The organism is Nitrosomonas sp. Is24 (assembly GCF_033063335.1).
In the GTDB taxonomy this organism is placed as follows: Bacteria; Pseudomonadota; Gammaproteobacteria; order Burkholderiales; family Nitrosomonadaceae; genus Nitrosomonas.
In genome coordinates this window covers 1,827,582-1,842,155 of the sequence record NZ_JAWJZG010000001.1, presented here as the reverse complement: position 1 = coordinate 1,842,155, position 14,574 = coordinate 1,827,582, and the positions used below count along the sequence as shown (strand labels likewise).

Sequence of the window (14,574 nt, the reverse complement as noted above, 5' to 3'; positions counted from 1 at the left end):
TTGTAGCCGGTTAAAATGAAAAGCCCTGCTTGTGAAGCAGGGCTTTTGTTTAAGCTAGTGCGTAAATCTGAGACGGTTTAAGATTCTTCTGTAGCAGGATCGGTATTGCCTTCATCAGCAGCTAGCGCTTTCATGCTGAGGCGCAATCTACCCTTGTCATCCGCTTCAAGCACCTTGACACGAACCTGCTGGCCCTCGTTCAAATGATCGGAAACGTTGTTGACACGCTCATTGGCGATTTGCGAAATATGCAACAAGCCGTCTTTTCCGGGAAGAACGCTGACGATGGCACCAAAATCCAGTAATTTCAGGACTACGCCGTCATAAATTTTACCAACTTCGACTTCCGCGGTAATGTCTTCAATGCGTTTTTTGGCGAGCTCACCGCCTTCCGCATTAACACAAGCGATCGTAACTTGACCGTCATCGGTGATATCAATGGTGGTGCCGGTTTCTTCCGTGAGCGTGCGTATTACAGCGCCGCCTTTACCGATAACATCGCGAATCTTTTCTGGATTGATTTTCAGTTTGATGATGCGCGGTGCATGCACTGAAATATCTTCCCGGGTCGATGGCAGCGCTTGTTTCATGATTTGCAGGATATGCATCCGCCCTTCATGCGCTTGTATCAACGCTGCATGCATGATTTCTTTGGTGATACCTTGAATTTTGATATCCATTTGCAAGGCGGTGATACCTTTCTCGGTGCCTGCTACCTTGAAATCCATATCACCGAGGTGATCTTCATCACCAAGAATGTCCGTCAGTACAGCGAAACGGTTGCCATCCTTAATCAAGCCCATGGCGATACCCGCGACATGAGCTTTCAATGGAACACCTGCATCCATCAGTGCAAGGCAACCGCCACAGACCGATGCCATTGAACTGGAACCATTGGATTCGGTAATTTCGGATACCACACGGAGTGAATAACCGAATTCTTCGGGAGTTGGTAGTACCGCGGCTAGGGCGCGTTTGGCAAGCCGTCCGTGGCCGATTTCACGGCGTTTTGGAGTGCCGACACGGCCAATTTCTCCGGTTGCATAGGGCGGCATATTGTAATGCAGCATGAACCGGTCGTTATAATCGCCTTGCAGCGAATCGATTTTTTGCTCATCGCGCGCGGTGCCCAAAGTTGCAATTGCCAGTGCCTGCGTTTCTCCACGGGTAAATAGTGCTGAGCCATGCGTGCGCGGCAGTACGCCGTTGCGAATTGTAATAGGGCGTACAGTCCGCGTGCCGCGGCCATCGATCCGAGGTTCACCATCCAGAATTTGGTTGCGCACAATTTTCGATTCCAGCGCAAAAAAAGCTTCCTTGAATGGCTGGAGACCGGGGCCACCCTCGGTATCAACACCGAGTTCGGCGGAGATGCGTTGACTGATGGCTTCAATCGCTTCGCTGCGCGCTTGTTTTTGCTTGATTTTGTATGCTTGCCGCAAATCAGCTTCCGCCAAGCCGTTAATCTTTTCTTCAAAAGCGACATCTTTTGCCGGTGGTGTCCAATCCCAAGCGGTAACACCTGCTTCATCGGCAAGCTCGTTGATCGCATTGATAACGACTTGCATTTGCTCATGACCAAACGTCACGGCTCCTAGCATCACTTCTTCAGAGAGTTCCAGTGCCTCTGATTCAACCATCAAAACAGCGTTTTGTGTACCTGCAACAACTAGATTCAATTGCGTATCTTCCAGCTCGGAAGTGGTTGGATTTAGAACATATTCATTGTTGATATAACCGACCCGGGCTGCGCCAAGCGGGCCATCGAACGGAATGCCGGAAAGGATTAATGCAGCGGAGGTGCCAATAATCGAAGGTATATCCGGATCCACTTCATTGTCGGCCGACATTACCGTGGCTACTATCTGCACTTCGTTATAGAAACCTTCGGGGAAGAGCGGCCGAATAGGACGGTCGATCAATCGGGAAGTTAATATTTCCTTTTCTGATGGACGACCCTCTCGTTTAAAGAAACTGCCGGGTATTCTGCCTGCCGCATAAGATCTTTCCTGGTAATCCACTGTCAGCGGAAAGAAATCCTGTCCTGGTTTTATATTTTTTGCGCCAACTACGGTGACAAGTACTACTGTATCGTCCATTGTAACCATTACAGCGCCATGTGACTGTCTTGCTATCTCACCTGTTTCCAGTGTGAGTTGATGGCGTCCATAGGTAATACTCTTCTTAATAGGTTTCAATTAACAATCCCTTTTTCCTATTTGATGAATCTTTCCGAATTTTGATTTGCCTGCAGACAAGAATATCGATTGCACGACTGAAAAATGGTCTGCTCGATTGGCACCAGCCAAGCTTGAGGAGAACATCTATTTACGTAAACCAAGGCGTTCAATCAGCGTTTGGTAAGAATCGGCATTGCGGTTTTTTAGATAATCAAGCAGTTTGCGGCGGCGTCCAACCATGCGTAATAGACCGCGGCGGGAATGATGATCCTTGACATGCGTTTTGAAATGACCGATTAAGTCATTGATTCTGGTTGTTAAGAGTGCAACTTGGACTTCAGGAGAGCCAGTATCCCCTTCGGCTCTTTGATAGTCGCGCACTACCTGTGCTTTTTGGTCGATTGTGACTGACATAAAATTCTCCGGTTATTAAACTACCCTTGGGTATAAAGAGCCGGAATTTTACTCTTTTATATCGTTCTTGTCCAAACCAGAACAAGTTATGAAACTAGGGCCTGTTAACGCTATTTGATATAATTTGGTGATGGAAATCACCGAAACTCAATATCAACAGATCGAGCACTGCCTGCCGCGTCAGCGTGGCAACGTCAGCCATTCCAATCTGCAAGTTCTCAATGCCATTCTTTACGTTGCCGAGCATGGCTGCAAGTGGCGAGGATTGCCCAAGCGATTCGGCAACTGGCATACCATCTATACCCGCATGAATCGCTGGGCAAAGAGTGGTGTACTGAGCCATGTATTTGGGCAACTTCAGCATCAGCAAATCATCCGTATCCGTATTGAAACTGTTTCGCTGGACAGCACCAGCATCAAAGTCCATCCCGACGGTACGGGTGCGTTAAAAAAAACGGCCCCCAATCCATCGGAAAATCTCGAGGTGGATGGACCACCAAAATTCATCTGGTTGCCGCAGATTCCAGAACAACCATAAGCTTTGCCCTCTCGCCCGGTCACGCCCACGATGCGCCAGAGGGCAGGCAGCTTTTGCTTTCCCTCGGTCCCGTCAATACGCCCACCTACCTGCTGATGGATCGTGCTTATGAGGGCGACCAAACCCGGCAACTGGCACTAGATTTGGGTTACATCCCGGTTGTTCCGCCCAAAGCAAATCGCTTGTCACCCTGGGAATACAACCGTGCCATGTACAAAAAACGCAACGAGATCGAACGATTGTTCAGAAGGCTCAAGGGATTTCGCCGCATCTTCTCCAGGTTCGATAAGCTCGATGTCGTCTTCATCTCCTTTATCCACTTCGCTCTCATCGTCGAAGCAATCAGATTGTGTTAACAGGCCCTAAATCGAACCGGCAACAGAGACCTTAAAGCTCGTTACAGCTCAGAAGCTGAGTGATGGGGAAGTGTAATTCTGGGCAAACCGGAATGGGCACGAGTTGAAGTTGATGAAAAAGAAACTCAGTAATCTATGGAGAACAAAAGAATTGATATTGTGAATTGGATTCTTCTATCAATTCTATTTGTTACCCCTAGTGGTTGATTAAGATCGTTTGTGCCGCAAAGTGCGCATATAGCAGTGCGGGAAAACGATTTCGCATTGTAAAATCTTAAACTTGCGAATTTTCACCCTCATTTCCCGATGGATTCGTGAATTGATCGTTCAATGCTTGAATATAATCGTTAGCTTCGTTAATGATTTCATCAATGGTTTGTTGTGCAACATCATTCCAGCCAGCCGGTCCGCTGAGGAGCATTGGACGGTACGTGGCGGTACTCTTATTAAATGCCTGTACGTACTGTTTGTAGACCTCATGATCGTTACCGATTTCATTTGCCAGATTCTTCAGTAGCTTATTGGCAACTGCGCGGCGGATGGAAAAATGGATGAAAATAATACTGAGCGCTAAAAACGAAGCGATGGCGATTGCTGTGGTATCTCCTTGTATGAGCTCTTCCGGGAATGTTTTGACAATCCCCCACGATTCATTCATCGTCAAAGCTATTCCTGCCAGCACCGCCAATGTGCCATAAGCTAAGCCATCAAATAATATGACTTTGCTTTTCCATTTTTTTAGCATGTCAGATAGTTTATTAACAATCTGATTTTTAATACCTTTGGCTGTTTGTTCTAGTTTTCCGACAATGCGGTACGAACGTTCGACTTCGATCTGATGCATTCTTGCATTGATGTCAGCCATATCTTCTTCGCGTTTTTTCTCGAAGCGTTCCTTGATGTGCGGATTGGCGATCGGAACGGCAGCGGCGGGATTATAGATGCGATAGAACCGTCCGGTGACTAAGCCTACTTCAGCGAGCGAGCGTTGCCAGGCCGAAACAACTTCTTCCGGATTGTCTTCCTGTGCGGTGACATCAATCTGATTCAGAATGTACAGGAATTTGTTTGCATCGGCACGGTTAACGCTGGCCGATACCAAATAAGCCAATGTATCCTGCATGGCCTTCGGTTCGGGGTGGCGCGCGTCAAAAAATACCAGCACAAGATCGGATAAGTTAATGATGTGTTGTGTTAAGCGCAATGTCGATGCACGCTGATTGTCGGCGTCAAAGCCGGGAGAATCGATCAGGATTTTTCCGCGTATATTTTCGGACGGGCAGGTTTTCAACTGCAAGTAAGCATCAATGCGCTCTTGACCGGCTTCGGAAATCTCATCAATACTACGGCTGATTTGGAAGAACGGGAAACGCGGGTCGGCATCGAGTGCAATGCCCGGCAGTGTCTTTGCTTCATTATGACGGCTGTAGCAAATGACCGTGAATTTGTCATCGACGGCCTGATTGCCGGTGCGTTGCAGCTTCATATCCAGATAGGAATTGATATAGGTCGATTTTCCGGCGGAAAAGGTACCTAATACGGCGATCATAGGCCACCAGGTCACACAGGTCGCATAGGATTCGTCTTTGTTGAGTAACCCCATGCTGTGGCCGACATAATCCATTTTTCTGAAGCTTTTTACTGCATTGGCCAGTGTCGGGTTATCCGGATGCTCATCAGCTAAGTGCTTTTGTAAACTCTTAAGATACTTATTAATTTGTGTTGAGCTATGTGACATAACGATCCCTTTTCATTCCTATGAGAGTACACCCTGAATTGCGTGAAGGTGATTTTTTAGTTTAAAAATTCATTTTTCTGCATGAGATGATGCTGTTTTCAGTCAGTTACTCTGGTTTTTTGGAATGCGTGCCGACCAGAATTTTTTACTACAAATGAAAACAGATTTTACGGATAACGCATGTTCAATGCCAGTCGATCTATGTCAGAAATTATTGCAGCGTGCCCCGCGATTTTACCAAGAACGCCGCAGGCTTGCCAGTATATGATATTTCTAATATTTGCATTGGTTTCACGCAAAATAATATTATCATAACCAGTTTTATGGACGGCCGGTTTCCGGTGGTTTGTACCTTTTGACCGGAAGAAAATAAAGCTTAGATCATACACACTTGGCGGGAGAAAATTTTAAAGCATGTCAACAGAAAGTAATCAGGAGCAGCCTGCAGCACGTTCTGCCCATCTAGCTCGCTATATTCTCATCGGTTTTCTTACCGTGGCGCCGCTGTGGGTGACGTGGCTGGTATTTGATTTTTTATTGAATTTATTGGCACAGATCGGAGATCCTTTGTTAAAGGGGATGGCGCGTGCTGTCCGGCCATTTTCGGATACCACGGCCAGCTGGCTTCTCGATTCCAATTTTCAGCATGCAGTGGCTGCATTGCTAACGATTGTGAGTCTTTATGGCATCGGTTTGCTGGCTTCTTTTGTCATTGGCAAGAAAGTCATCGGTATTTATGAAAATATTTTGGCTCGACTGCCTCTGGTGCAAACAATTTATGGCGCCACCAAACGTTTCTTGCACACGGTCAGTCAGCCGCCGGTTACCGGGCAACGTGTTGTGCTGATCAGCTTCCCATCGTCAGAAATGAAAGCGGTCGGGTTTATCACGAAAGTCATAACGGATAAAAACAGCGGAAGAAAGCTTGCTGCGGTTTATGTACCGACCGCGCCCAACCCAACTTCCGGTTATATCGAAATTGTGCCGATGGACGATGTCGTTCTGACGGATTGGACGACTGAAGAAGCAATGACGTTTGTTGTGACGGGAGGGACCAATGCACCCGATAATTTGAATTTTTCCAATCAACCTAAGCCGCAAGCGCAAGCTGTTGAGAAACAATAAAGTGACTCAATAAGCGGTGATGAGCCGCTGTGTTTTTACGCCGGCAATGAATAGGGCAGCGGCTTAATTTCTAGCGTTGACCCTTGCAGTGATTGCCAATGTATCTCACCGGTGTCAATACTACTTTGTTGAATGACGGCTAAAACATCAAAACCCCCTTGCGGTGACGGTGTCGCATTGACAATGTTGCCGCTGGATTGATCTTCCATGTCGTTGCTGTAGAGCGCATCGCCCGCTTTAATGGTTTGTGTCGAGCCGATATGCGCCAAAAACATGCGCCGTTTGAGTTTCCCGAGGTATTGCGTGCGTGCCACAATTTCTTGCCCCGGATAGCAGCCTTTTTTGAAACTGACACCGCCAATGGCGTCCAAATTGACCATCTGCGGCAGAAACATTTCCTGGGTCTCGGGCAATATAACCGGAATTCCCGATTCGATATTTAACCAATTCCAGCAATCCACGCCAACCGGTTTGGCCTGTTGATCAAGACGCTGCCAGAGTGCGGGTGCATTTTCAACTGAGGTGATCAATTCGATACGTTGCGGAGACAGACAAAGAGCGCTCAGTGCGCCATCATGCGCGACTTGCAACGGATGATCAAAATGGCATGCTAAACCGGTTACATCTTTAATCAGCATGGCGGTATCGGGACCTGCGACACCGATTCGGACCAAGTCATTACTGGCATCAGTCAACCGCACTTTGGCGCGCAGCACAAACATGGTTAACCGCTTTTGTATGGCAGCGGATAAGCCGGCGGGCAATTGCATGAGAAGATCGTCATGGTGCTGCCAGAGCAGGAAAGTTGCCAGAATCCGGCCTTTAGGAGTGCAGTAGCTGCCATATTGCGCCTGATTTGGATTGATTTCCCGGATATCGCAACTGAGTTGGTTTTGCAAAAAAGTTTTTGCGTCCTCACCGGAAAAACGAATTAGGCTGTGATGGGATAGATCAGCCATGACGGTGGCTGTTGGTGTCTCTTGAAGCTCGGTTGTGATGTTGCCAAAATGTACCACGCTATCATTTTCAATGACGGCGTGACGATCACGTAAAAAGGTTTGCCATGCTGGGTTCATACAAAAGCTACGGATGAATAAACGGGCACTGATTATACGATACTCAATCCGGGTGAAAGCAAGCGTGCGCTGCGGGAGATTGCGCTTTGCACCGGGTGATTTTATTTTCTGTGAGTGTCAAGGCTGGAAAAGCGATTTTAAATATGCCTGATTTGTTTATTCATCTTCAATCTTCCTACCGGCTTGTGGCGATATTGAGTCTGGCGCATCTGATTGCTGCCAGCTTTTTATGGCCGCTGGCGTTACCCTTGGAAGTAAAGGCTATCATCGTTGTCTTGCTGATTATCAGTCTGCTCTATTACCTGCGTAAAGATGCATTGCTCAGTGCAAATGATGCGGTGATCGCTTTGCAGCTGAAGGAGGATATGTGCTGTATTGTAACAACGCGATCCGGACAATCGATCACTTGCCGCATATTGGGCAGCACTTTTGTCGCTCCTTATCTTACCGTGATGAGTCTGCAACCAGCCGGTAAATTTTTTATCCGTAGTGTCGTGATATTGCCCGATAGCATCAAAGTGGATGAATTCAGGCGGTTGCGGGTTTGGTTGCGATGGAAATGGAAGCAGGATCAAGAAACTGGCAAATGATCATGGCGGCCGGTTAACGATGGCGGGTGTATTTCATGCCAAACTGCGCTCAACAGAATACGTGCATGGTGTTTAGCGTTTTGATGGTGGTGTGCACCTTGGGGAATGTAAGTAGGCTGTTTATTCTGAAGTATTTCTCCACATGAGCGATAAAAACAATTTGCACGCAATGGAAAATTTTTCTGTTATCCTAATTGTGCAAAGAGGGAGTCCTTTGTTTGTAAATTAAAAATGGAGAAAATATGTTTAAAAAAACTGTTCATGCATTGGTATTAGTTATTGCAATGGTGTTTGCTACCAGCCAGGCTTTTGCCGCTTGTAGCCTGGATACCGAGAAAGATGGAAAATCAGCTTGCGGAGCAAACCAAGTGTGTTATCTGGTAGATGGCACTTGTATTGATAAGAAAAGCCTGCCAGCGGGAAAGTCCTGTAAAAAATCAGGCGTCTGCCAAAATTCTTGTGTGAAAGATGATGGTACAGAGACCAATAGTGATGGTTCCGAAACAGGAAAATGCAGTTAATCTTTTAAATTAATCTATTTAAAAATAGGGTTGTTCTGTTATTAACCTAAGCCGGTTACACCGGCTTAGGTGTTGAAAAGTTAAGCACAGTTTTCAGTTGCTCTTAAATTTCTCTCTGCAGTATCGTATCTTGCGCTACCGGCAAGGTATCCGGGTAATCCTTGCTATAGTGCAATCCCCGGCTTTCATGGCGCAGCATGGCGCATCGCACAATGAGATCGGCGCTATCGACGAGATTGCGCAGCTCTAGCAAGTCACTGGTAACACGGAAGTTTGTATAGTATTCCTCGATTTCTTCGCGTAATAACGCAATGCGATGCTGCGCGCGTTGCAATCGTTTGGTTGTTCGCACAATGCCGACATAGTTCCACATAAAGCGGCGCAGTTCATCCCAGTTGTGCGCGATGACAATTTCTTCATCCGCATCCGTAACCCGGCTTTCATCCCAATCGGGCAGCTTGGGCAGTCCATTCATCGGCTGATTGGCGATATCGATTCCCGCAGCCTGAGCCAATACCAGACATTCCAGCAGAGAGTTACTGGCTAAACGATTGGCGCCGTGTAATCCGGTATGGGCTGTTTCTCCGATGGCATATAGGTTATCCAAGTCGGTTTTGCCGTGCTTGTCAGTCACCACCCCGCCGCATGTGTAGTGTGCTGCCGGAACAACCGGAATCGGTTCCCGGGTGATATCGATTCCCAATTCCAGGCAACGGGCATAAATCGTTGGGAAATGTTCTTTGAGAAAATCAGCAGGTTTGTGGGATATATCCAGATAGACGCAATCCAATCCTCTTTTTTTCATTTCAAAGTCAATAGCGCGAGCCACGATATCGCGCGGCGCGAGTTCGGCGCGTTCATCATGCCGTGGCATGAAGCGGTCGCCGTTAGGCAGTTTTAATAAACCGCCTTCGCCGCGCACGGCTTCACTGATCAAGAACGATTTTGCATGCGGATGATAGAGGCAAGTCGGGTGAAACTGAATGAATTCCATATTGGCAATCCGGCAACCCGCACGCCAGCCCATTGCAATACCGTCACCCGTGGCGGTGTCCGGATTGGTCGTGTAGAGATAGACCTTGCTGGCTCCACCTGTCGCTAATACAGTGTTTTGCGCTGTAAAAGTAAGCACTTTATCTTGTTTTTTGTCGAGGATATAAGCGCCAAAGCATCGTTTATGCTGCGTTTGAGCATAATCGGATAACTTGTCGCTGGTAATCAGATCGATGGCGATATGATGTTCCAGTACTAAAATATTCGGATGCGTTTGTATTTTCCGGATTAAGGCTTGCTGTACAGCTTTACCTGTCGCATCACCGCTATGAATAATGCGCCGTATGCTATGACCACCTTCTTTTGTCAGGTGATATCCGGTTTCGCTTGTTTTGTCGCTGGTGAAAATAACACCTTGATCTATCAACCAATGAATCGCATTGGCTGCATTTTCAGTGATGTATTGCGTGATGTCCTTATCACATAAGCCGGCTCCGGCGATCAATGTGTCTTGTACATGTTGTGATGGAGAATCGTTATCGGATAATGCCGCTGCAATTCCCCCTTGCGCCCATGAGCTGGCACCCGAATCAGCACTTAGCTTAGTCACGATACAGATTTTTTTATGCTGTGCTAAATGTAATGCCAGCGTGAACCCAGCTAATCCACTGCCAATGATCAGCGTATCGAAATTGTTTTTAGGCATCAAACTCGGCCATCTATTTTTGTAATTGATAGGCTGAATAATAACAGACTCGGAGTGCTTCAATCTGTATACATGGATTTGCTTTTACTGATGCTAAAAAACTGAATTGTGAACTAATCGATAGGATTAATTGTCTCTGAAACAATGATGATGCAATTACGTAGTTCCCGAGATTCATTTGGATATGTATACTTGTTCTGTTGTGTCATTATGCTACATTTAATGGAACAAGAAGAAACTATAAATTCATTTAAAATGCTCAGGGATCAGGTTGTATGGGTGATCGGGAGATCGATCAACAGTTAGTAGAACGAGTTCAAGGCGGAGATAAGCATGCATTTGATCTACTAGTCATTAAATATCAACGTAAGCTGGCTCGTTTATTGTCACAGTTCATTCGTGACTCAGCTGAGGTTGAGGATGTTACGCAAGAAGCTTTTATCAAAGCATATAGAGCATTACCTTCATTTCGTGGAGATAGTGCTTTTTATACGTGGCTGTACCGGATTGGTATCAATACAGCAAAGAATTTTCTGGTATCTCAGGGGCGTAAGCTGCCGACATTGCAAGGATTTGACAATGAAGATGCCGAAGATTTTGAAGATAGCGGTTTGTTGAAGGAGATGAATACGCCTGAAAGTGAACTGATGAGCCAAGAAATTGCTCAAACAGTAAATCAGACGTTGGATTCGTTACCTGAAGAATTGCGTACAGCGATTGTTTTAAGAGAAATTGATGGGTTAAGTTATGAAGAAATTGCCAATATTATGAGTTGTCCCATTGGGACTGTACGTTCGCGCATATTTCGCGCACGTGAAGCGATATCTGAACAGTTGCGTCCTTTGCTAGGGACAAGTAAAGACAAGAGGTGGTAATGTGAAAAGTAAAGTATCTGCATTGATGGATGGTGAGCTTGATCAGCAAAATGTTTCAAATATTATTGAAGCGATAAAAAAAGATGATGATCTGTGGGATGAGTGGAAGGCGTATCACGTGATTGGTGATGCGTTACGGCAATCATCTCGATTATCGATGAATATATCCGCTAGCGTCAGCCAAAAGTTAAAAGCCGAACCAACCATACTCTCTCCTAATAATAGCTCTCGTGACATTGAAAAGAAACAAACACATAAAGTTCTGGCCTTTTCAATGGCTGCCTCGGTGATAGCGATGGTTTCGGGGTGGGTTATAATGAACAATCTCTATAAACCGCAGCAGGTTATGATAGCTGAACAATCAAAACGCGATAATAACTTAACTGCCACACCCGTCACAGTTTCTTCTCCTCCCTTAATTCATAATTACTCGCATCCCCCGGTTGAAATGAATGATTACCTGTTCGTGCACCGGGAATTCTCTCCAGGTATCACGATGAATGGGCAGGTTACCAATGTCAATAACGTGACTGAATACCACGAAAGATATGGTAGATGATTAGCCGTAAAATATTCGCGCTGTTTTCGCTATTTTTACTGCTAGTAGTAAGCCTTCAAACAGCGGTTGCGCAAGAGTTATCTCGTTCAACGCAGAGTGCGCTGGGTTGGTTAAAGAAAATGGCTGACGCGCCACGCCGCCATAATTACTCCGGAACGTTCGTTTATTATGCCGATGGCCATATAGAGACCTCTCGCATTGTGCACAAGGCTGGTCCAACCGGTGAATATGAAAAAATTGAAGTGCTGGACGGACTGCCGCGTATTGTTTTTCGAAATAACGATGAGATGCAGTGTTATCTTCCTGAAAGTAAAAAAATATATACTGAAAAACGTTGGTTTCGTAAATTCTTTCCTGATATTCTCCCTTTACCATTAGATAACGTTGACGAGAATTACTCCGTCAAGGAAATCGGCCGCGAACGGATTGCGGATCATGAGTGCCAGGTCTTATCTCTGACTCCGAGGGATTCGTTACGATATGGTCATAAATTTTGGATTGACACTGCAACCGGAGTGCCGGTGAAGGTGGCTGTGATCAATGGCAATCAAATCATTGAGCAATTTGCTTTTGCACAACTGGAGATCGATGGAGACATTCCTTCCAGTCAATTGAAACCGAACCAATCGCTGATTTCAGGCGAGTGGGAAACAACAAAATTACTGACCTCAATTTTAGCCGAAGGTGAATTACCGTGGCAGGTCAAGAGTCTTCCCGCAGGCTTCCGGAAATTGGTTGAAATGAAGCGCAATTTAACCGAAAAGCCTGCTCTGGTCGATCATATTGCCGTATCTGACGGACTTGCAACAGTTTCGGTGTTTATCGAACCGATTAGTAAGGATGCGCCGTCACCGGTTCCTGGTTTCTTTACTAGCCGTGGTGCGATAAATATCTATGTTCGCACACTCAATGATAATAAAATAACAACAGTCGGTGAAGTTCCACTGGTAACCATTAAACTAATAGGCGATTCTGTTGTTAAAAAAGATTAATTTCCGCAAGTCAAAGCATACCGAACCTGTAAAATTCTTCCGCTTCCCATCGATATCCACAAGAAAAATTGAACATATTTCCCGGTTCGACGGTTAAAAAAGTGATGTATACCCACGTTGATTGCTTGCCAAACGTAAAATAAGGATAAAAATCATGCTTCGATTGATATTAATGATGTTGTTTTTGTATACCTCATCAGCATTCGCACAAACCAATCAATTACCCGACTTTACCGGGCTTGTTGAAAAACATGGCGCTGCGGTAGTCAATATCAGCGCGATGCAGAACGCAGATGCGGTGAACAGTCAGGTTCTCCCTGAAATACAGGGTCTTCCGGAAAATTCGCCGTTTTACGATTTCTTTAAGCGGCACATGCAACCTTTCCCCGCGCCGAGAAGATCAGAGCCAAAGTCTTTGGGTTCCGGTTTTATCATCAGTGCGGACGGTTATATTCTGACGAATGCACACGTTGTTGAAACGGCTGATGAAATTACGGTAAAGCTGAATGACAAACGGGAGTTTACTGCTGAGATCATTGGTACTGACCGGAAAACCGATATTGCTTTAATTAAAATCAATGCCACGGATTTGCCTAAAGTGACGCAAGGGAATCCGGAAAATCTCAAAGTGGGTGAGTGGGTGGTTGCAATCGGCTCACCGTTCGGTTTTGAACACAGTGTGACGGCCGGTATCGTGAGCGCAAAAGGACGTTCTCTGGCGCAGGAAAATTATGTTCCATTCATACAAACCGATGTGGCGATCAATCCGGGAAATTCCGGCGGCCCGCTGTTCAATATGCGCGGTGAAGTGGTTGGGATCAACTCCCAGATATACAGCCGGACTGGCGGGTTCATGGGATTATCATTCGCCATACCGATTAATGTTGCAACCGAAATTGCGGATCAATTAAAAGCTAATGGTAAAGTGAGCCGGGGAAGAATCGGTGTGATGATCCAGGAAGTTACCAAAGAGCTCGCGGAGTCGTTCGGTTTATCCGACAGTAACGGCGCGCTGGTTGTTTCAGTGGAAAAAGGTGGTCCTGCCGATCAAGCGGGGATCAAGCCACGCGATATTATTCTGAAGTTTGATGAAAAAGAGGTGGGAACCTCGGCAGATTTGCCGCGTATAGTTGGCAATACCAAACCGAAATCCAAAGTATCGATAGAAGTTTGGCGAGAGGGCGCTTTGAAAACAATCAAAGTCGAAGTCGGAGAAACACCTTCCGATGACGCGGCGGAAAATCGCAAACAGAAACAAGGTAAAAAAACGAATACGTCGAATCGCTTGGGATTGGCACTAAGCGAGATTAATGACGAGCAAAAGAAACAACTCGAGATTGCCAATGGCTTGCTGGTTGAAGATATGCAGCCCGGTATCGCTAGCCGCTCGGGAATCCGCATTGGCGATATCATTCTGGGCTTAAACAGTAAGGACGTGAAAACTGTTGAGCAATTTAATGAATTGTTGGGTCAGGTCAAGAGCGGAAAGAATATCGCTTTGCTTGTTAAGCGAAGCGATATCACGACTTTTATCACGATGAAGCTTACCGACGATGACAAAAAAGATTGAGCTGGGCTCAGCGGCCGTGGATCAAGTACCCAAATTGATCGTTTATGGCCGTGAAGAATGCCATCTTTGTCAGGACATGATACTTGCGCTGCGAAACTTGCAAGCGCAAGTATCTTTCGCTTTTCAGGTGATTGATATTGATTCCGATCCTGAGCTGGTTGCCCGCTACGGGGACAAAATTCCCGTGCTGATGTCCTCGCATAACGGCCAGGAAATCTGTCACTATTTTCTGGATTTAGCAGCTTTAGATGATTATCTTGCTGAATTTCGTTAGAATGCTGCCTCTTTTAACTGCCAATACAATATTTTAATTTCTAGTCCAACGGCGTTAATCTTATAGT

14 protein-coding genes are annotated in these 14,574 nt (G+C 46.0%); 9 read left to right on the top strand and 5 right to left on the bottom strand.

Going from position 1 to position 14,574, the window contains the following annotated elements:
* Positions 1-77: 77 nt before the first annotated feature.
* A complete protein-coding gene (gene pnp, locus R2103_RS08390) occupies positions 78-2,198 on the bottom strand; it encodes a polyribonucleotide nucleotidyltransferase (RefSeq protein ID WP_317531011.1) in 2,121 nt (706 codons plus the stop codon).
* A 126-nt stretch (positions 2,199-2,324) separates the two neighbouring features.
* The gene (gene rpsO, locus R2103_RS08385; protein ID WP_108698442.1) at positions 2,325-2,594 is read right to left on the bottom strand and encodes a 30S ribosomal protein S15; all 270 of its coding nucleotides are present in this window, start codon (positions 2,592-2,594) and stop codon (positions 2,325-2,327) included.
* 130 nt (positions 2,595-2,724) lie between these two features.
* On the opposite strand from rpsO, the gene R2103_RS08380 reads away from it, so the two are divergent.
* Positions 2,725-3,488 (top strand): IS5 family transposase gene (locus R2103_RS08380; protein ID WP_317530936.1). Its coding sequence is split into 2 segments (ribosomal slippage): positions 2,725-3,040 and positions 3,040-3,488, totalling 765 coding nucleotides; the frame shifts between segments, so codons are not numbered across the junction.
* 274 nt (positions 3,489-3,762) lie between these two features.
* Here R2103_RS08380 and R2103_RS08375 read toward each other — a convergent pair.
* Complete coding sequence (locus R2103_RS08375) at positions 3,763-5,226, bottom strand: dynamin family protein (RefSeq protein ID WP_317531010.1); 1,464 nt, start codon at positions 5,224-5,226, stop codon at positions 3,763-3,765.
* Between the two features lie 414 nt (positions 5,227-5,640).
* Between R2103_RS08375 and R2103_RS08370 the strand changes: the two genes are divergently transcribed.
* The gene (locus R2103_RS08370; protein ID WP_317531009.1) at positions 5,641-6,351 is read left to right on the top strand and encodes a DUF502 domain-containing protein; all 711 of its coding nucleotides are present in this window, start codon (positions 5,641-5,643) and stop codon (positions 6,349-6,351) included.
* Positions 6,352-6,386: 35 nt separating this feature from the next.
* Here the strand turns inward: R2103_RS08370 and R2103_RS08365 are convergent, their stop codons facing one another.
* Entirely contained in the window at positions 6,387-7,427 is a 1,041-nt protein-coding gene (locus tag R2103_RS08365; RefSeq protein ID WP_317531008.1) for a folate-binding protein YgfZ, read from the bottom strand.
* Between the two features lie 143 nt (positions 7,428-7,570).
* Between R2103_RS08365 and R2103_RS08360 the strand changes: the two genes are divergently transcribed.
* Both R2103_RS08360 and R2103_RS08355 read left to right on the top strand, forming a co-directional pair.
* Positions 7,571-8,017 (top strand): protein YgfX, encoded by a 447-nt coding sequence (locus tag R2103_RS08360; protein WP_317531007.1) that lies wholly within the window; start codon positions 7,571-7,573, stop codon positions 8,015-8,017.
* Between the two features lie 242 nt (positions 8,018-8,259).
* A complete protein-coding gene (locus R2103_RS08355) occupies positions 8,260-8,538 on the top strand; it encodes a hypothetical protein (protein WP_317531006.1) in 279 nt (92 codons plus the stop codon).
* Positions 8,539-8,641: 103 nt separating this feature from the next.
* Here the strand turns inward: R2103_RS08355 and nadB are convergent, their stop codons facing one another.
* The gene (gene nadB, locus R2103_RS08350; protein WP_317531005.1) at positions 8,642-10,237 is read right to left on the bottom strand and encodes an L-aspartate oxidase; all 1,596 of its coding nucleotides are present in this window, start codon (positions 10,235-10,237) and stop codon (positions 8,642-8,644) included.
* 275 nt (positions 10,238-10,512) lie between these two features.
* On the opposite strand from nadB, the gene rpoE reads away from it, so the two are divergent.
* From rpoE to R2103_RS08325, 5 genes are all read left to right on the top strand, one after another.
* Positions 10,513-11,112, top strand: coding sequence for an RNA polymerase sigma factor RpoE (gene rpoE, locus R2103_RS08345; RefSeq protein ID WP_090316177.1), 600 nt, complete (start codon positions 10,513-10,515; stop codon positions 11,110-11,112).
* Position 11,113: 1 nt separating this feature from the next.
* On the top strand, positions 11,114-11,671 hold the full coding sequence (locus R2103_RS08340) for a sigma-E factor negative regulatory protein (RefSeq protein ID WP_317531004.1): 558 nt from the start codon (positions 11,114-11,116) through the stop codon (positions 11,669-11,671).
* Positions 11,668-12,663, top strand: a complete 996-nt coding sequence (locus R2103_RS08335) for a MucB/RseB C-terminal domain-containing protein (RefSeq protein WP_317531003.1) — start codon at positions 11,668-11,670, stop codon at positions 12,661-12,663. Before R2103_RS08340 ends, R2103_RS08335 begins: the two co-directional genes overlap by 4 nt.
* A 154-nt stretch (positions 12,664-12,817) precedes the next feature.
* On the top strand, positions 12,818-14,233 hold the full coding sequence (locus R2103_RS08330; protein WP_317531002.1) for a DegQ family serine endoprotease: 1,416 nt from the start codon (positions 12,818-12,820) through the stop codon (positions 14,231-14,233).
* Positions 14,217-14,507 (top strand): glutaredoxin family protein, encoded by a 291-nt coding sequence (locus tag R2103_RS08325; protein ID WP_317531001.1) that lies wholly within the window; start codon positions 14,217-14,219, stop codon positions 14,505-14,507. The genes R2103_RS08330 and R2103_RS08325 overlap by 17 nt, the downstream gene beginning before the upstream one ends.
* The last annotated feature ends 67 nt before the right edge of the window (positions 14,508-14,574 follow it).